Source organism: Bradyrhizobium sp. F1.13.3 (assembly GCF_040548265.1).
Classification (GTDB): Bacteria; Pseudomonadota; Alphaproteobacteria; order Rhizobiales; family Xanthobacteraceae; genus Bradyrhizobium.
Map to the genome: position 1 here is coordinate 63236 of NZ_JBEPRI010000007.1, position 15364 is coordinate 78599.

A 15364-nucleotide genomic window follows, 5' to 3' on the forward strand; every position below is an offset into this window, starting at 1 on the left:
CTAGCCCAACACCTCGAGCACCAGCTCCATGGTCATCAGCACGGGATTGTCGCCACGGATCAGACGTCCCTCCGCCATGCCGCCGGTGTAGTCGATCAGCGCGACGTCGAGTGCGGCTTCGAGGGCGCCGGAGGGACCGGCCGCAATCGTGCCGGCGGTTACTGCAAGCTCGGTCGCGAAGGGCTCGGTCACACCGCCATGAGTAAATCGGGCGCCGATGGTCGAACCAACACCGCCATGAATCTTCCCGCTCGCGATACCCTGCGCGCGGCAGAAGTCTTCGAGACAGCCGGCAAAATCCTGATTGGGGCGCAGCCGCAGCGCGAAAGCGCGGCTGGTCGTGCGCGCGCCGGTGCGCGCAGCCGCCACTGGCCCGAACAGCTTGAAGTTGGTCTCGGGATCGAACTCGGCGCTAAACATCGCACCATCGATGCCGAAGGCCTCGACCTCGAACGGCTCGGCGACATCGGTCTCGTCCGGCAGCATGTGGCCGCCACTGGCGCGGCCATCGGCCTCCGTCCACAGCCCATGGCAATGAAAGAACGGCGCGCCGTCGCGCATGCCCAGCGTCATGCTGCCGAGCCTGGTGCGCGTCACGCCGCTTGGCCGGAATGTGTCGCTGTAGAACGCGGCGTTCTCGCTGGTCTTCGACAGCGCCGGCATGACATAGCCGAACGGCCTGAGCGCGCCGCGCCCGAAGCAGAGCACACCGCCGGCAAATCCCTCCGCGGCAAAACCGCGGCGCGCCCCCTCCAGCAGCGGCAGTCCTGCTTGAAGCGTGAAGGAGAAAGCGCGTCCCCTCGCCTCCACCCATTGGATGCGTTCGGCGACCGGCGCGCCGGGCTGCTTGATGCTGCGCATGACCTTCGCTCAGCCCACTCGTGTCTTATCGAGATCGAGCAGCCCGCGTGCCTCGAGCTCGTCGCGAACCATCCGTTTGGGAATCTTGCCGTAGCCGGATTTCGGCAAGGCCTCCCAGAAGAAGAACCGCTTCGGCATCTTGTAGCGCGGCACTTTGGGCGACAGGAACGCCGCCATCTCCGCTTCGCTCACCGGCTTCGCGCCTTCGCGGGCGACGCAGACGGCAACGCCGACCTCGCCCCAGGTCGCATCGGGCACGCCGAGCACCGCGACCTCGCCGACGCAAGGATGGGTCAGGATTTTCTCCTCGATTTCGCGCGGATAGATGTTGGAGCCGCCGGAGATGTACATGTCGGAGGCTCGTCCGGTGATGTAGACGAACCCCTCCTCGTCCATGTGGCCGAGATCGCCGGTGCGGAACCAGCCGTTGCGGAACGCCTTCGCGTTGGCATCGGGATTGTCGTAGTAGCCGGCAAGCACCGCGGGGCCGATTACGCAGATCTCGCCGCTCTGGTTGGCGCCGAGTTCGCGGCCCTCGTCGTCCTGGATCGAAACCTGCATGCCGGTACGCTCGAAGCCACAGGTGCCGATCTTCGCGTGCGGCCCGTCCTCGGGATCATGCAGCGCCGCCGGCAGCACCGTGATGTTGCCGGTCACCTCGCCGAGGCCGAAATACTGCACGATGACCTTGCCGAGCTTCTTCAGCGCAGCCTTCTGGTCCTCGCGATACATCGGCGCACCCGCATAGATCACCTGGCGCAGCGAGGAATGATCGTATTTGTCGGCGGCGGGATGCTCGACCATCATCTTCAGAATGGTCGGCACCACGAAGAGATTGCTGACCCGATGCGCCTCGATCAGGCGGAACGCCTCGTCGATGTCGAATTTCTCCGTCGGCAACAGCACGGTGCACACGCCGCGCGCGGTCTGCACCAGCTGATGCACGCCGGCGCCATGCGACAGCGGCGCCACCACCAGCGAGGCATCCGCTTCGGTGACGCCGGGGGTGAGATCGGCGAGATGGTTGGTGACGACAAAACCCATCTGACCGTGGGTGAGCACCGCAGCCTTGGAGCGGCCGGTGGTTCCCGATGTGAAGAAGAACCAGCAGGGATCGTCGTGCTCGACCGCGACGTTCTCGACCACCGTGCCTGCGCGCAAAGCGACGGCATCCGCAATCGACGTCTCGGCAAATGGCGCCCGACCGTCGATGCTCCAGGTGAATTCCAGCTCTCCATCCTTCACCGCCGCCGCGTGCTCGGGAAAATCGACGTGGCACAGAAACGCCTTCGCGCCGGAAGCCTCCGCGAGATAGGCGACCTCGTCCGGCATCAGGCGGAAATTGGTCGGCACCCAGACGGCGCCGAGCCGAAACGCGGCGAACATCGAGAAGAACATCTCGTCGCCGTTCTTGGAATGGACGAGGATGCGGTCGCCCTTGGCGATGCCGCGGGCCGCGAGCGCTGCGGCCAGCGCCGAGACCTGCGCGTCGATCTCGCGCCAGGTCCAGGATCTGTCGCCCCAGACGAAACCGGGACGCGCTCCATGCCGCCGCGCATTCTGGGTCAGCATGTGAGCGAGATTCATGACGCGGCGGGACATGCGCAGGGGCTGCATCGGGTTTCCTCTTCGGCGGCGGACGGCACACGAACCGCCCGCTCATTGCAGCCCATTTATCGCCATCGCCAGTACCCCTGCAAGGCTGCCGGGCGCAGTGCAGCCCATCCAACCGTTCAGGAAATTTTAAACATGATCGGCGCAACCTTCGTCAGTTCTCGCGTAAAGAGTGCCGCATCATGGTCAAAGCGCCCGCCCTCCTCCTGCTATCGCTGGCGCTTGCCGGGTGTGCCGTGGGCCCACAAGCGCACTTCGCCTCCGATCCCGCCTTCAAGTCTACTCGCTATGCCTGGGACGGCGCCGGCGAGAATCCCAATCACCCGCGCGCTGCCTCGGAACCAGCACGGACCGCCCGATCCGAGCGCAACAGATCGCAAGCCGGGCTTCAGCCCTATTCAAAGGAATGGTGGCAGGCGCAGGACGGCATCGAGGCTGAACAGGACGCCAGGGTCAACCGTTCCCTCGTCATCTGTCAGGGATGCCTGCGCCCGCAGCCGCAGCCCGAGGATTCCAGGCTCGCCAAGGCGACCGATTGAAGCATCCGGACTATCAGGACCCGGAGAAAGTCCAGCCCCGTCGTCGCGAGCAGCGACCGAGAGCTACAACGCCCCGAGCTTCCGCAATGACTCCTGTGCGGTCTGCAGGCCCGGTTTCAATTCCAGCGCCTTCCTGAAATCGGCAATCGCGCCCTGTTTGTCGCCGAGCCGCAGCTTAGCCTGTCCGCGGTTGTTCCACGAGAACACGTCGGAGGGATCGTATTGCAGCGCCTTGTCGTAATCGGAAACGCCGCCCTTGCTGTCGCCCTGATAGAGCCGGATCATGCCGCGATTGCGCCAGCCCCGCGCGTCGGTCGGCGCAACACGGATCGCCGCACCATAATCGGCGGCGGCGCGATCGAGCTGCTCGCTGTCGCGATAGACGTTGCCGCGGTCGATATAGGCGAGCACATCGGGCGCGAGCTTGATCCGCGTCGTGTAGTCGGCGATGGCGTGCGCCATGTCGTGCCTGCGGTAATACACCAACGCACGATTGGCGTAGGCCATGGCGTATTTGGGATCGCGCTTGATCGCGGCATCAAAGTCGGCGAACGCACCGTCGAGATCGCCCTTGTTGAAACGCGACTCGCCGCGATTGCCGTAGGCCAGCGCCAGCGAGGGATCGAGCTTGATGGCCAGGTCGTAATCGGCAATGGCGCGATCATAGTCGCGCTTGAAACCGTAGACACGGCCGCGATTGCTGTAGGCGCAGGCATAACCGGGGTCGAGCCTGACCGCCTCGTCGAGATCGGACAACGCCGCCTCGAGCTCGCGCTTCTCGGTGAGGCCATGACCGCGATTGCAATAAGCGCCGGCGAGCCGAGGTCCGCTCTCGCTGTTCGTTTCGATCACGGTCGAGCAAGCCTTGATCCGCTCGTCCGGCGTGCTGGTCAATCCGACGCAAGCCTCCCAGGCCGGACCGCCTGCCGCAGCCGGCGCCGGCGAGATCAGCGCGGCGAGCAGCGCCAGGAGGCTGAGCGGGACACGCATTTTCCGGATATCTCCCCTGCGGCAACCTCTCTTGGTCGCACCTTGGCAAGGGCCGGTTCAGGCGCCTAAATCAGAGGCAAGCAGCATGTCGGGAGGATTTTGCATGGCGCCATCGGTACGGGACAACAAGGACAGAAGCCGCTTCGAGCTCGATGTCGGCAGTGAAATCGCCTTCGCCAATTACCGGCTGACGCCGTCGGCGGTGATCATCACCCACACCGAGACGCCGCGCGCGCTGCGCGGCCGCGGCATCGGCTCCGAGCTGGTCAAGGGCGCGCTGGAATTGATCCGCCGCGACGGCAGGAAGGTGATCGCCGGTTGCGGCTTTGTCGTCGACTATCTCGACAGGCATCCGGAAGATGCGGATCTCGTCGCCTGAATGCAAAAGGGCCCGCGCGATCGCGGGCCCTTGGGTTACGACCGGCGATCTCGGTCAGTGCTTGATCTCCGGCGGCAGCTTGCCGCCGTTCGCGGCGAGCTTCGACATCACCTGCTTGTGCAGCCAGACGTTCATGCTCGCGGAATCGTTGGTGTCGCCGCTGTAGCCGAGCTCCTTGGCGAGGTCCTTACGCGCAGCGAGGCTGGAATCGATGTCGAGCGCCTTCATGAGGTCGACGATCGAGGTACGCCATTCCAGCTTTTCGCCCTTGTGCGCGGCGACCGCCGCGTCGACGATCGAGGCAACGTCCACCGCTGGCGCCGATCCGCTCGGCGCTGCCCCCGCGGGCGCGCTGCCCGATGGTGCGCTGCCTGCGGGCGCCGCGGAAGCTGGATGGCTACCGAAGATCGCGCCCATAATTTTCCCGAAAATGCTCATGTCTGCTCCCCGAAAAGGACCCGTGGAAGGGCCTTGAGTGGCCCTTATAGACCAAGTTGCGTCATTGCGCCCGCGAAGTTCCGCGAGCCAACACGCAGCATCAGCTTATCTGCGGCGAAATGACGACCGAATGACATCGTCGAGGTTGCGCTGCGGCATCGAATCTCACCCAAGCGTGAGGGACAGGACTCGCAAATGGGCGTACGCTTCACGTTCAGTTCGCGATGCCATCCAGAATCGCGTCTGGTTGAGATCGCGAAACTCAGAACAGCGGCCGCTCGCGCCGTTTGCTGGCGCCAGATGCGGCCGCATGGCAAGGGAGCTAGCGACCATGGCCACACTCTACCAGGGCAATGTCCCCACCATGGCCCAGACCGCCGAAGCGGCTGGACCGGTGATCCGAACCATCCAACTCTCCGATCTGAACGATGCGCTCAAGCGCGGCTGGGAAGATTTCAAGGCGGTGCCGAGCCACGCCATCATCCTCTGCGTGATCTATCCTGTGCTGGGCCTTGTGCTCGCCCGCGTGGTGATGGGCTATTCAGTGCTGCCGTTGTTGTTTCCGCTGGCCGCGGGCTTCGCGCTGATCGGCCCGTTCGCCGCTCTCGGTCTCTACGAGCTCTCCAGCCGGCGCGAGCGCTATGAAGAAGCCAGCGCCTGGGATGCCATGGAGGTGCTGCGTTCGCCCTCCTTCGGCGCTATGCTCGGCCTCGGCGCGCTGCTGCTGGCCCTGTTTGTGACCTGGGTTGCGACCGCGCAGGCGATCTACGTCGCCGCTTTCGGCTATGAAGGCGCGTCCGGGATCTCGGATTTTCTGACGCGCGTTCTCACGAGCCGGCAAGGCTGGTGGCTGATCGTGGTCGGCTGCGGCACCGGCTTCCTGTTCGCGCTTGCCGCGCTCTGCATCAGCGCCGTGTCGTTCCCGCTGATGCTCGACCGCCATGCCGGCGCGTTCGAGGCAATGGTGACGTCGCTGCGCGTCGTCGCGAAGAACCCGGTGCCGATGGCGGCCTGGGGCCTGATCGTGGCCGTCCTGCTGGCGCTGGGCACGATTCCCGCCTTCCTCGGCCTTGCCGTGGTGGTCCCCGTGCTCGGCCATGCCACCTGGCATCTCTACCGCAAGGTGATCGCGGCCGATCCGGGCGCGCGCCCGGTGCCGCCTCCACCGCATCGTCCACGCAAGCCGGCTGCCGATTTCCCCGCCAACCTCTTCCCCTGGCGCAATCGGACCGACGCCTGACGATATCGTGACGTGCGATCCTGCCCCGGTGCGGGCAGGATCGCGCACCGCCATGCGCCTTGCTTTGGCCGCGGTTTCCACCGAGATTGCGCCCGCCGTTCAGATCACTTCACGGAATTTATTTGCTCGAATGACCCCGACGATTTCTCGTCTCGCCCTCGCAGCCTTAGCCATCACCGCGTCCATCTTATCCGCTCAGCCAGCGCTTGCCGCTGTTGCCTGCGGTTCAGGCAATTTCGACGCGTGGCTTGCAGATTTCAAAACCGACGCCGCGGCCAAAGGCGTCTCGCAACAGGCCATTTCCGCCGGGCTCGCCGGTGTAACGCTCGATCAAAGCGTGCTCAACCGCGACCGCTCGCAGAAGGTCTTCACCCAGAGCTTCGAGGAGTTTTCCGGCCGCATGGTGCCGCCGCGCCTGACGCGCGGCTCCAACATGATGAAGCAATACGGCTCGGTGCTGTCGCGCATCGAGCAGACCTACGGCGTGCCTGGCGAGGTGCTGGTCGCGATCTGGGGTCTCGAGACCGATTTCGGCGTCAATACCGGTAAGTTCGCGACCATCCGCTCGCTGGCGACGCTGGCCTATGACTGTCGGCGCTCCGAGCAATTTCGCGCCGAGCTGTTGGATGCGCTCCGCATCGTCCAGCGCGGCGACCTCGCACCGGCCGACATGAAGGGCGCCTGGGCCGGCGAGCTCGGACAGACCCAGTTCATGCCGTCGTCATGGATGAAATACGCCGTCGATTTCGACGGCAATGGCAAGCGCGATCTCCTGCACAACGCCCCTGACGTGCTCGCCTCCACCGCGAACTATCTTGCCGGTTATGGCTGGCAGAAGGGTAAGGATTGGCAGCCGGGCAGTCCAAACTTCGCGGTGCTGCAGCAGTGGAACAAAAGCGAGGTCTACTCGAAGACCATCGCGTATTTCGCCACCCAGCTCGCGCGCGCCCCTTAGCAGCCCCTCGTCAAAACGCGGAAGGCCAATCGCCTGGCGACCGGCCCTCTCTGTGCGTTTTTACCCCTATTTGCCCATGGTGGCGTGCATCGCCTTGTTCAGATGCGCGCCGCACGCCCCCATTTTGCCGTTGAGCAGCGAGTCCTGCGCGGCTGCGATCTCCTTTTGCGCGACGAACTTGCCGTCACCATCGGCCATGTTCTCGATCGCGGTCTCGGTCTTCTCCAGATTGGCCGAGCTGCAGCCGCCGGCGGCGTGCTTGGCGGCTTGGGCCGGCGCGACGGCGAACGCGACAGCGGCAATTGCGATAACCCCGAGTAACTTCGTCATGACGTTACCTTCCTTCTCTTGTTCTTGGGCCAGAGCCAGCGACATTGCCGGATTCTGCGACATCACCTTCCTCCGGGCGCGGCAACTTGACGCAATGAATTCCCCGCGAGTATTGCGTGATGTTGCGCGCCACGCAGAGCCACATGCAAAATTTCTGATTTTCATTACACGTTTGTAATCCACGCCACACGTTCGGCGTGTGTGCACCGCGCCCGGGCGGCGGTTGGCGCTGACCAAGCGGAATGAATTCGTCCCTGTCTGGCCGCCGTTTGTCACGTCGATCCAGGTGAATCGCTGGCCGCAGTGGAAAGGTACCGCACAGGCTAGCGAGATGAACACAAATTCACTTTTTTCACTCTGTCCATCATGCGATTCGCGCATGCGAGACTTGGGTATAGGAGCTAGTCAATCAGCTTGCGACGACCGGAAAGCAGCCTATTTGCCTCTGAATGGAACCGGCTGAGCCAAGACAAATCCGTGAATTAACGGGCATTTTTAGCGCGATGTCCCCTGTTCCGCCTACCCTTTGGGCGGGAGTGCTTCCGGGTTAATCGTCCGTTACTAGTGCCATGCATTGAGCGCTTAGCTGCATCGCAACATCGGAACTTTCGCACTGCACCACTCTCACCTATATTCATTTCAACGATGAGGCTCGGGCAAGAGCTGAATCGAACTACAGGAGACTACCAATGCTGCTCTCGCTCATCCGCATGATCCAGGCTTTCCGGGACTATCAGCGCAATGTTGCCGAGCTGTCCCAGCTCAGCGATCGCGAGCTGGCCGACATCGGCCTCGATCGCTCGGACATCCCGCGCGTTGCCGCCGGTCAGTATCAGGGCTGATATCGTTCAGCCCCAAACCGGACGAACCGATAGCGCCCGCCTCGTGCGGGCGTTGTCGCATCCGGAGGCAGAAAACTCGATCTCGGCGATTTCACTGATCGCCGAAAAGCGCTACCTGTCCGCCCCATGACAGGACTCCAATCAGATACCGTGCACGTGATCGGCGCAGGCCTTGCCGGCTCCGAAGCCGTCTGGCAGGTGGCCAAATCGGGCGTGCCCGTGGTGCTGCACGAGATGCGGCCGACCCGCATGACCGAGGCACACCGCACCGATGGGCTTGCCGAGCTTGTCTGCTCCAATTCGTTCCGCTCGGACGATGCCGCCAACAACGCCGTCGGCCTGCTGCACGCAGAGATGCGCCGCCTCGATTCGCTGATCATGCGCGCAGCCGACGCCAACCAGGTGCCCGCCGGCGGCGCGCTGGCGGTGGACCGCGACGGCTTCTCAGCGGCCGTCACCAAGGCGCTGAACGATCATCCCCTGATCGAGATCGCCCGCGGCGAGGTCGCAGGCCTGCCGCCGGCCGAGTGGAGCAACGTCATCGTTGCGACCGGCCCCCTCACTTCGGCGCCGCTGGCCGACGCGATCAGAGAGTTGACCGACGAGAACGCCCTCGCCTTCTTCGACGCGATCGCGCCTATCGTGCACCGCGAATCCATCGACATGTCGGTGGCCTGGTTCCAGTCGCGCTACGACAAGGTCGGCCCCGGCGGCACCGGCGCCGACTACATCAACTGCCCGATGACAAAGGAGCAGTATGACGGCTTCGTCGCAGCGCTGGTCGCCGGCGAGAAGACCGAGTTCAAGGAATGGGAGACCAACACGCCCTATTTCGACGGCTGCCTGCCGATCGAGGTCATGGCGGAACGCGGCCCCGAGACTCTTCGCCACGGGCCGATGAAGCCGGTCGGCCTCACCAATCCGCACGACCCCACCACAAAGGCCTACGCGATCGTGCAGCTGCGCCAGGACAACAAGCTCGGCACGCTCTACAACATCGTCGGCTTCCAGACGAAACTGAAATACGGCGAGCAGCAACGCATCTTCCGCACCATCCCGGGGCTGGAGAAGGCGGAATTTGCTCGCCTCGGCGGCCTGCATCGCAACACCTTTCTCAACTCGCCAAAGCTGCTCGACGGCCAGTTGCGCCTGCGGGCGCAGCCGCGGCTGCGCTTTGCCGGCCAGATGACGGGCTGCGAGGGCTATGTGGAATCCGCCAGCGTCGGCCTGATTGCCGGTCTCTATGCGGCAGCGGAGGTGCGCGGCGAGACGCTTGCGAGTCCGCCTGCTACGACTGCGCTCGGATCCCTGCTTGGCCACATCACCGGCGGCCATATCGAGACCATCGAGCCCGGCACGCGCTCGTTCCAGCCGATGAACATCAATTTCGGCCTGTTCCCGCCGCTCGCCAGCGCACCGACGAAGAAGCCCGACGGAAGCCGGCTGCGCGGGAACGAGAAGACGGTGGCCAAAAAGCAGGCGATGAGCGCGCTGGCGCTCGCCGATCTCGATCGCTGGATCGCCGATCACCTGCGCATTGCCGCCGCGGCGTGAGTTTTCGATGAACCTTCCCAAAGACGACGCCGCAACACTCTCGGCGCGCTGGACCGAGGGCGTGCTGCTCAAGCGCGACGTGTTCTCGACCGTCGAGCGTGGCCGATTCCGCGACGATGACGGCGAGGTCGACGCGGTGCTGCGCCGCCTCGACGAGGTGCCGTGGTGGTCATTCCTTTTGGCGCGCCATCTGTTCGCCCGCGAGAAGCATGCGCTGGCACTCGCCAAGGGACTCGATGTCGGCCCGGAGCTGCTGTGGGCCGGACGCCGCGCGCTGGTGCGCAGCTTCGTCGATGGTGTCGCACTGCATCTGGCGAAACCGCATGGCGACCTCGCCTATTTTCGCTCGGCGAAGGCCGCGCTGCGACGGCTGCGCCGCGCCGGCATCTGCCACAACGATCTTGCCAAGGAACAGAACTGGCTGGTCGGCCGCGACGGTCGCGCCTATGTGACGGATTTTCAGCTCGCGGCCTGCTTCGACCGTCGCGGCCGGCTTTATCGCATCCTCGCCTATGAAGATCTCCGGCATCTGCTCAAGCACAAGCGCTCCTACGCACCCGAGGCGCTAACGCCGCGCGAGCGCAAGATCCTGGCGAAGAAGTCGTTCGCCGCCAGCCTCTGGCTCGCCACCGGAAAGAAGGTCTATCGGGCAATCACCCGCGGCCTGTTCAACTTCACCGACCGTGAAGGCGGCGGCCGCCGCCTCGTCAACGACGCGCCGGTGCTGGCGGAACTGATCCGCAAGAACCCCGCCGTGCGCGACACCGCCATCGTCGCCTTTGCCGACCGCCGCTCCGGCGTCGGCCTCTATGCCTTCGTCGAAGCCGATCAGGCCGCGCTCGAAGGCCAATTGCGGAACGAGCTCACCGCCGCAAAGGGGCCGAAGCCCCCGGAACACATCCAGGTCGTGCACGCACTGCCGCGTAACCCGGACGGCAAGCCGCGCACGGAGATCCTGCAACTGGTCGCCATGAACCAGCTCGATCTGATCGAGCCCATGATGAAGAACGACCAGGACCGTGCTTTCCTCAAGGACATCCTGGAGCAGCGCAAGAACCTGCGCGACCGCTTCAATTTCGAAGCCGACCTGCCGGCGGGCTAGCGTGGATCACGCCTTGAAGCGTCCACATTGGCGATAGAGAAGCGATCCGATATTCGAGCTTGGCGGAGGGACTTGGCGGGGTCATGAGCACTCGGGGGACGATGATGCATCGTGTGGTTGGCGGCCTGATCGCCGGCCTTCTGCTGCTCGCCACCACGCCCGCAATGGCCGAGGCTCCGGCCGAGCTGATCTCCAGCTTCCGCCTCAAGCATGGTGAGGTCCGCGTCGTCCGCGATTCGACCCTCGACCGCATCGCCATGGACCAGGCGCGCGCGATGGCGACGAAGGACGACCTCAGTCACGACGCCCTCGGCCCGTTCAACCGCCGCGTCGCACCTGCCGGCGCAGGCCGCGCCGCCGAGAACATCGCCTACGGCTACGACAATTTCGAGAAGACCCTCGGACAGTGGATCGACTCGTCGGGACACCGCAAGAATCTGCTGCTGCACAACGCTTCCCGCGTCGGGATCGCGAGCGCGAAAAACGCCAGCGGGAAGCGCACCTATTGGGCGATGGTGATCGCCGGCGACTACGAGCCGAAGGGCAAAGGCAAAGGTAAGAAAGACGGGGAGCCTCTGGTAGCCGTGAAGCGCGAGGCCGCGCCCGCGAGCAAGCCGAAATCCAGCGGCTGCCACATCAAGCTGCTCGGCCTCTGCATCTGAGATCAAGCCCGGCCGTCTTGCCCGCATCTCTCGACCCGTTTAATCCATGCACGAGGATCGCGAGACGCGGAGGCATGGATGATGGATATCGACCGAATTCGTCGCGACACGCCGGCTGCCTCTCGGCTCGCCTATCTTCATAACGCGGGCGCGGCGCTGATGCCAGTGCCGGTGGTTGCGGCGATGAAGGAACACATCGACCTCGAGTGCGAGATCGGAGGCTATGCCGCCGCCGATCGGGAGTCGCGCCGACTCGAATCCGTTTACGGCTCGGTCGCCCGCCTGCTAAATGCCGCGCCTGATGAGATCGCGCTGATGGAGAACGCGACGGTTGCCTGGCAGATGGCTTTCTACGCGCTTCAGTTTCGCGAGGGCGATCGAATCCTGACCGCCGAGGCGGAGTACGCGGCCAACTATGTCGCCTTTCTTCAGGTCGCCAAGCGCACAGGCGTCGCGATCGACATCGTGCCGAGCGATGCCAGCGGCGAGCTCGATCTCGCCGCGCTCGAACGCATGATCGACGAGCGCGTGAAGCTGATTGCGATCACCTGGGTTCCGACCAATGGCGGGCTGGTCAATCCGGCTGCAGCCGTCGGCAAGATCGCGCGGGCGCACGGCATTCCTTATCTGCTCGACGCCTGCCAGGCAGTCGGACAGATGGCGGTCGACGTCGAGGCCATCGGCTGTGACATGCTGTCGGCGACCGGCCGCAAATTCCTCCGCGGCCCGCGCGGCACCGGCTTTCTCTACGTCCGCCGGGCGATGCTGCAGCAGCTCGAACCGCCAATGATCGATCACTTCGCCGCACCCTGGGTCTCGCGGGACGCTTATCGGCTGCGTGACGATGCGCGCCGTTTCGAGACCTGGGAGAACAACTACGCAGCCCGGCTTGGGCTAGGCGCGGCTCTCGATTATGCCCTCGATATCGGGATCGGCCCGATCGAGCGGCGTTGCCGCATTCTGGCGGACCGCCTTCGGGGTGGCCTTGCGTCGATTCGCGGCATCAGAATTCGCGACCTCGGACGCGCTCCGGGAGCCATCGTCAGCTTCACGGTGGAAGGCTACGGGGCGGAAGCGGTCGTCAGCGACGCGGCCGCGGCCGGCATCACGATCGGTGTCTCAGATCCGTCGAGCACACGCATCGATGCCGAAATTCGCTCGCTGCCACCGGTGGTGCGCGCCTCCCCGCATTACTACAATACGGAAGCCGAGATCGATCGACTGATCGCCCATTTGGCAGGTTTGACGCCGCGATAGCGGCGGGCGCGCAGAGCTCAGGTACAGCGCGCACTCAATCCGGATGCGCCAAGCTTCGCCATGACCTCGTCGAGATGGGCGCTGTCGCGGGTCTCGATCACCAATTGCAGCAACGTCGCCTTGGCCGGAAGATCCGAGAAAGTGCGCTGGTGCGAGACCTCGATGATGTTGGCGCCGGCCTCGGCCAGCAGTGCCGCGACCGCAGCCAGTTGGCCGGGCCTGTCGGGGATGTCGAGCGACAATTGGGTGAGCCGCCCCTCGCGCGCCAACTCGCGGGTCAGGACCGATGCGATCAGACGTGTGTCAATATTGCCGCCGCTCAGCACCAGCCCGACCTTCTGGCCGGCGAAACGGGACGGGTCGGACATGAGCGCGGCGAGGCCGGCGGCGCCGGCGCCTTCGACGACCGTCTTCTCGATCGAGATCAGAGTAGCGACCGCGCGCTCGAGCTCGGCTTCGTTCACCAGTGCGATATCGTCGACGAGGCGGCGGACGATTTCGGCCGTGATCTTGCCGGGCGTTTTCACCGCGATGCCTTCGGCGAGCGTGTCGCCGCGTGCCGGCAGATTGCCGTCGTGGATGGCGTTGTACATCGAGGGGTAGAGCCAGGCCTCGACGCCGAGGATCCGCAGCGACGGCTTGATCGATTTCGCGGCAATGGCGATCCCGCTGATCAGGCCACCGCCGCCGATCGGGACGACCAGCGTATCGAGCTCCGGCACTGCCTTGAGTATTTCCAACCCGACCGTGCCCTGCCCCGCGATGACGAGCGGATCGTCATAGGGATGGACGAAGATCATGCCGCGGGCGTCGCCGTGGCTGCGCGCAAACGCGGCCGCCTCCTCCAGCGTGGCGCCCGTCACCACCACCTCGGCACCGTGATGCCTGGTGTTTTCGACCTTCACCATGGGTGTGCCGACCGGCATGACGATGGTTGCGGGAATGCCGAGCCGCTTGGCGTGATAGGCGACGCCCTGCGCGTGGTTGCCCGCCGACATCGCGACCACGCCGCGCGCGCGCTCGTCCGGCGTCAGCGCCGTGAGGCGGTTGAGCGCGCCGCGCTCCTTGAACGAGGACGTGAACTGGAGGTTCTCGAATTTCAGCCAGATGTCGCAGCCGCAGATACTGCTCAGCGTGCGACTGAAGCTACAGGGCGTCTCGACCACCGCGCCGCGGATGGTCGCGGCGGCGGCATGAATGTCGCTCAGCGAAACCGGGAAGGCGCCGAGATCAGTGGCGATGCTTTGGGACAACTCAGCCATGGGACAGCATAGAGCATTTGGCAGTTTGAGGCGATAAGCCAACCGCTATTTGGTAAACTTTGGGGAACGCGAGGCCCGCCACAGCGTCCACAGCGTGCGCAGCCGCGACGATGGCTGCGGCGTAAAGGGATCGCGCCCTGGCTGCGACAGGCGCTCGAGGTCGGCCCGTACCTGGCTCAAAGGCAGAAACGCTGGCCGTGCCGACACCGGCACCTCGGGCAACAGCGACAAGGCCGTGGTCAAATGCTGCTTGGCCTCGCTCGCGAGCTGGTCCAGGACGGCGCGCAAATTCGGCGTCTCCTTGCCGGCGAACACGTCCTCCATGTTGCAATTGTGGCTGGTCAGCAGCTGCTGCGGCAGGAACAATTGCCGGTGCGCCGCATCACGCGGCAAGTTCGTGATGACTTGCGCGATGCCCTGAGCCAACCCGGCATGCCGCGCGAGATGCTCGGCTGGGTCTAGGGGTGACGCCATGATCCGCGCCGCGAGAGCGAACAACGCCGAGCAGGTCGCGGCCAGATAGCCTTCTAGAGCCGTCATGGTCGGCATTGGGTCGTTGTAGAGATCGAATTGATGCTCGTCGGCGAGCAGCGACAGCGGCTCGACCGGCAGGCCGAAATCACGGATTGCGCGGAGCAGCTCCGCCGCCACCGGATTGCCCTCGGCGCTGCCATGGACCTGGCCCGACAGCATGTCGGTCCACCATTGCAGGCGGATTTCACCGGGCAAGGGCTGGCTCACCTGGTCGCGGACGCGGACGATCTCGACATTGAAGGCATAGAGCGCCAGCAGCGCGCGGCGCTCGGCAGCGGGCGCGAACAGGGTCGCGGCATAGCGCGGAAAATCGTGGCTGCGCACGAGGTCAGCACAGAACGCAGCAGAATCCGGCGGCGGCGCGGAGCCACTCATGGCACGGCGATCAGCGCGGCCGCGACGCGCCGCCGTTCGCCGATCATGATGTTGTAGGTACGCACGGCGGGACCGGTCTGCATCGTATCCAGAACCACCCTCGCCGCTTTGAGCGCCTGGCGCAGTTCCGCCGGCGGCAGCCAGACCCCGGTTCCGGTGCCGATCAGGAGCGTGTCGATGCTGTTGGCGGACTTGAAAACTCGATCCAGCGAATAGCGGTCGATTTTCGCGGGGTCCGTTATGTCCCAGGCCCAGATCGCGTCGGGCAGGCAAAGCAGTGATCCCCGATGCGACATGCCGGCAAAGGCAAAGCCGCCCTTGCCGTAAGCTTCGATCGGCGCCGAGCGTGGGAAATGCGGTGCGTTGGGATCGCCGGCCATGAGCTTCGTCCGAATGAGCTTACTGCCCTCGCAAACTCCTGCGAGGGCAC

At 64.8% G+C, this 15364-nt stretch carries 17 protein-coding genes; 9 read left to right on the forward strand and 8 right to left on the reverse strand.

Annotation, left to right across the window (positions count from 1 at the left end; all coding sequences use genetic code 11):
* Positions 1-861 (reverse strand): PCC domain-containing protein, encoded by an 861-nt coding sequence (locus ABIB66_RS19980; protein ID WP_354210074.1) that lies wholly within the window; start codon positions 859-861, stop codon positions 1-3.
* Between the two features lie 9 nt (positions 862-870).
* Positions 871-2478, reverse strand: coding sequence for an acyl-CoA synthetase (locus tag ABIB66_RS19985; RefSeq protein ID WP_354210075.1), 1608 nt, complete (start codon positions 2476-2478; stop codon positions 871-873).
* 179 nt (positions 2479-2657) lie between these two features.
* Between ABIB66_RS19985 and ABIB66_RS19990 the strand changes: the two genes are divergently transcribed.
* Positions 2658-3014: a hypothetical protein gene (locus ABIB66_RS19990; RefSeq protein WP_354210076.1), complete on the forward strand. Its 357-nt coding sequence runs from the start codon at positions 2658-2660 to the stop codon at positions 3012-3014.
* A 63-nt stretch (positions 3015-3077) separates the two neighbouring features.
* On the opposite strand, the gene ABIB66_RS19995 is transcribed toward ABIB66_RS19990, so the two are convergent.
* Complete coding sequence (locus ABIB66_RS19995) at positions 3078-4004, reverse strand: tetratricopeptide repeat protein (RefSeq protein WP_354210077.1); 927 nt, start codon at positions 4002-4004, stop codon at positions 3078-3080.
* A 103-nt stretch (positions 4005-4107) separates the two neighbouring features.
* On the opposite strand from ABIB66_RS19995, the gene ABIB66_RS20000 reads away from it, so the two are divergent.
* Positions 4108-4383, forward strand: a complete 276-nt coding sequence (locus ABIB66_RS20000) for a GNAT family N-acetyltransferase (RefSeq protein ID WP_018458006.1) — start codon at positions 4108-4110, stop codon at positions 4381-4383.
* Between the two features lie 54 nt (positions 4384-4437).
* Here ABIB66_RS20000 and ABIB66_RS20005 read toward each other — a convergent pair whose 3' ends face one another.
* Positions 4438-4821 (reverse strand): DUF3597 domain-containing protein, encoded by a 384-nt coding sequence (locus ABIB66_RS20005; RefSeq protein WP_275171186.1) that lies wholly within the window; start codon positions 4819-4821, stop codon positions 4438-4440.
* 331 nt (positions 4822-5152) lie between these two features.
* Here ABIB66_RS20005 and ABIB66_RS20010 point away from each other — a divergent pair, with 331 nt between their 5' ends.
* Positions 5153-6061 (forward strand): DUF2189 domain-containing protein, encoded by a 909-nt coding sequence (locus tag ABIB66_RS20010; RefSeq protein ID WP_275171187.1) that lies wholly within the window; start codon positions 5153-5155, stop codon positions 6059-6061.
* 130 nt (positions 6062-6191) lie between these two features.
* Positions 6192-7016 (forward strand): lytic murein transglycosylase, encoded by an 825-nt coding sequence (locus ABIB66_RS20015; protein ID WP_354210078.1) that lies wholly within the window; start codon positions 6192-6194, stop codon positions 7014-7016.
* Positions 7017-7082: 66 nt separating this feature from the next.
* Here the strand turns inward: ABIB66_RS20015 and ABIB66_RS20020 are convergent, their stop codons facing one another.
* Positions 7083-7409, reverse strand: coding sequence for a hypothetical protein (locus ABIB66_RS20020; protein WP_354059208.1), 327 nt, complete (start codon positions 7407-7409; stop codon positions 7083-7085).
* Positions 7410-8035: 626 nt separating this feature from the next.
* Here ABIB66_RS20020 and ABIB66_RS20025 point away from each other — a divergent pair.
* The 5 genes from ABIB66_RS20025 (at position 8036) to ABIB66_RS20045 (ending at position 12763) form a co-directional block, all read left to right on the forward strand.
* Positions 8036-8188 carry a DUF1127 domain-containing protein gene (locus ABIB66_RS20025; protein ID WP_007590701.1) on the forward strand — a complete coding sequence of 51 codons (153 nt, stop codon included), beginning with the start codon at positions 8036-8038 and terminating at the stop codon, positions 8186-8188.
* A gap of 126 nt (positions 8189-8314) precedes the next feature.
* Positions 8315-9742, forward strand: coding sequence for a methylenetetrahydrofolate--tRNA-(uracil(54)-C(5))-methyltransferase (FADH(2)-oxidizing) TrmFO (trmFO, locus tag ABIB66_RS20030; protein WP_354210079.1), 1428 nt, complete (start codon positions 8315-8317; stop codon positions 9740-9742).
* 7 nt (positions 9743-9749) lie between these two features.
* The gene (locus tag ABIB66_RS20035; RefSeq protein WP_354210080.1) at positions 9750-10844 is read left to right on the forward strand and encodes a serine/threonine protein kinase; all 1095 of its coding nucleotides are present in this window, start codon (positions 9750-9752) and stop codon (positions 10842-10844) included.
* A gap of 83 nt (positions 10845-10927) precedes the next feature.
* The gene (locus ABIB66_RS20040; RefSeq protein WP_354255340.1) at positions 10928-11506 is read left to right on the forward strand and encodes a CAP domain-containing protein; all 579 of its coding nucleotides are present in this window, start codon (positions 10928-10930) and stop codon (positions 11504-11506) included.
* A gap of 78 nt (positions 11507-11584) precedes the next feature.
* Positions 11585-12763 carry an aminotransferase class V-fold PLP-dependent enzyme gene (locus ABIB66_RS20045; protein ID WP_354210083.1) on the forward strand — a complete coding sequence of 393 codons (1179 nt, stop codon included), beginning with the start codon at positions 11585-11587 and terminating at the stop codon, positions 12761-12763.
* Positions 12764-12780: 17 nt separating this feature from the next.
* Here ABIB66_RS20045 and ABIB66_RS20050 read toward each other — a convergent pair whose 3' ends face one another.
* From ABIB66_RS20050 to ABIB66_RS20060, 3 genes are read right to left on the reverse strand one after another with little or no spacing between them, the layout of a single operon-like run.
* A complete protein-coding gene (locus ABIB66_RS20050) occupies positions 12781-14025 on the reverse strand; it encodes a threonine ammonia-lyase (RefSeq protein ID WP_354210084.1) in 1245 nt (414 codons plus the stop codon).
* 45 nt (positions 14026-14070) lie between these two features.
* A complete protein-coding gene (locus tag ABIB66_RS20055) occupies positions 14071-14934 on the reverse strand; it encodes a phytoene/squalene synthase family protein (RefSeq protein ID WP_354210085.1) in 864 nt (287 codons plus the stop codon).
* A complete protein-coding gene (locus tag ABIB66_RS20060) occupies positions 14931-15314 on the reverse strand; it encodes an Mth938-like domain-containing protein (protein ID WP_007590678.1) in 384 nt (127 codons plus the stop codon). The genes ABIB66_RS20055 and ABIB66_RS20060 overlap by 4 nt, the downstream gene beginning before the upstream one ends.
* Positions 15315-15364: the final 50 nt, after the last annotated feature.

What these genes read in the sequence shown, in the direction of transcription:
- ABIB66_RS19980 (WP_354210074.1), bottom strand. Translation starts at nt 861, where the DNA reads ATGCGCAGCATCAAGCAGCCCGGCGCGCCGGTCGCCGAACGCATCCAA.
- ABIB66_RS19985 (WP_354210075.1), bottom strand. Translation starts at nt 2,478, where the DNA reads ATGCAGCCCCTGCGCATGTCCCGCCGCGTCATGAATCTCGCTCACATG.
- ABIB66_RS19990 (WP_354210076.1), top strand. Translation starts at nt 2,658, where the DNA reads ATGGTCAAAGCGCCCGCCCTCCTCCTGCTATCGCTGGCGCTTGCCGGG.
- ABIB66_RS19995 (WP_354210077.1), bottom strand. Translation starts at nt 4,004, where the DNA reads ATGCGTGTCCCGCTCAGCCTCCTGGCGCTGCTCGCCGCGCTGATCTCG.
- ABIB66_RS20000 (WP_018458006.1), top strand. Translation starts at nt 4,108, where the DNA reads ATGGCGCCATCGGTACGGGACAACAAGGACAGAAGCCGCTTCGAGCTC.
- ABIB66_RS20005 (WP_275171186.1), bottom strand. Translation starts at nt 4,821, where the DNA reads ATGAGCATTTTCGGGAAAATTATGGGCGCGATCTTCGGTAGCCATCCA.
- ABIB66_RS20010 (WP_275171187.1), top strand. Translation starts at nt 5,153, where the DNA reads ATGGCCACACTCTACCAGGGCAATGTCCCCACCATGGCCCAGACCGCC.
- ABIB66_RS20015 (WP_354210078.1), top strand. Translation starts at nt 6,192, where the DNA reads ATGACCCCGACGATTTCTCGTCTCGCCCTCGCAGCCTTAGCCATCACC.
- ABIB66_RS20020 (WP_354059208.1), bottom strand. Translation starts at nt 7,409, where the DNA reads ATGTCGCAGAATCCGGCAATGTCGCTGGCTCTGGCCCAAGAACAAGAG.
- ABIB66_RS20025 (WP_007590701.1), top strand. Translation starts at nt 8,036, where the DNA reads ATGCTGCTCTCGCTCATCCGCATGATCCAGGCTTTCCGGGACTATCAG.
- trmFO (WP_354210079.1), top strand. Translation starts at nt 8,315, where the DNA reads ATGACAGGACTCCAATCAGATACCGTGCACGTGATCGGCGCAGGCCTT.
- ABIB66_RS20035 (WP_354210080.1), top strand. Translation starts at nt 9,750, where the DNA reads ATGAACCTTCCCAAAGACGACGCCGCAACACTCTCGGCGCGCTGGACC.
- ABIB66_RS20040 (WP_354255340.1), top strand. Translation starts at nt 10,928, where the DNA reads ATGAGCACTCGGGGGACGATGATGCATCGTGTGGTTGGCGGCCTGATC.
- ABIB66_RS20045 (WP_354210083.1), top strand. Translation starts at nt 11,585, where the DNA reads ATGATGGATATCGACCGAATTCGTCGCGACACGCCGGCTGCCTCTCGG.
- ABIB66_RS20050 (WP_354210084.1), bottom strand. Translation starts at nt 14,025, where the DNA reads ATGGCTGAGTTGTCCCAAAGCATCGCCACTGATCTCGGCGCCTTCCCG.
- ABIB66_RS20055 (WP_354210085.1), bottom strand. Translation starts at nt 14,934, where the DNA reads ATGAGTGGCTCCGCGCCGCCGCCGGATTCTGCTGCGTTCTGTGCTGAC.
- ABIB66_RS20060 (WP_007590678.1), bottom strand. Translation starts at nt 15,314, where the DNA reads ATGGCCGGCGATCCCAACGCACCGCATTTCCCACGCTCGGCGCCGATC.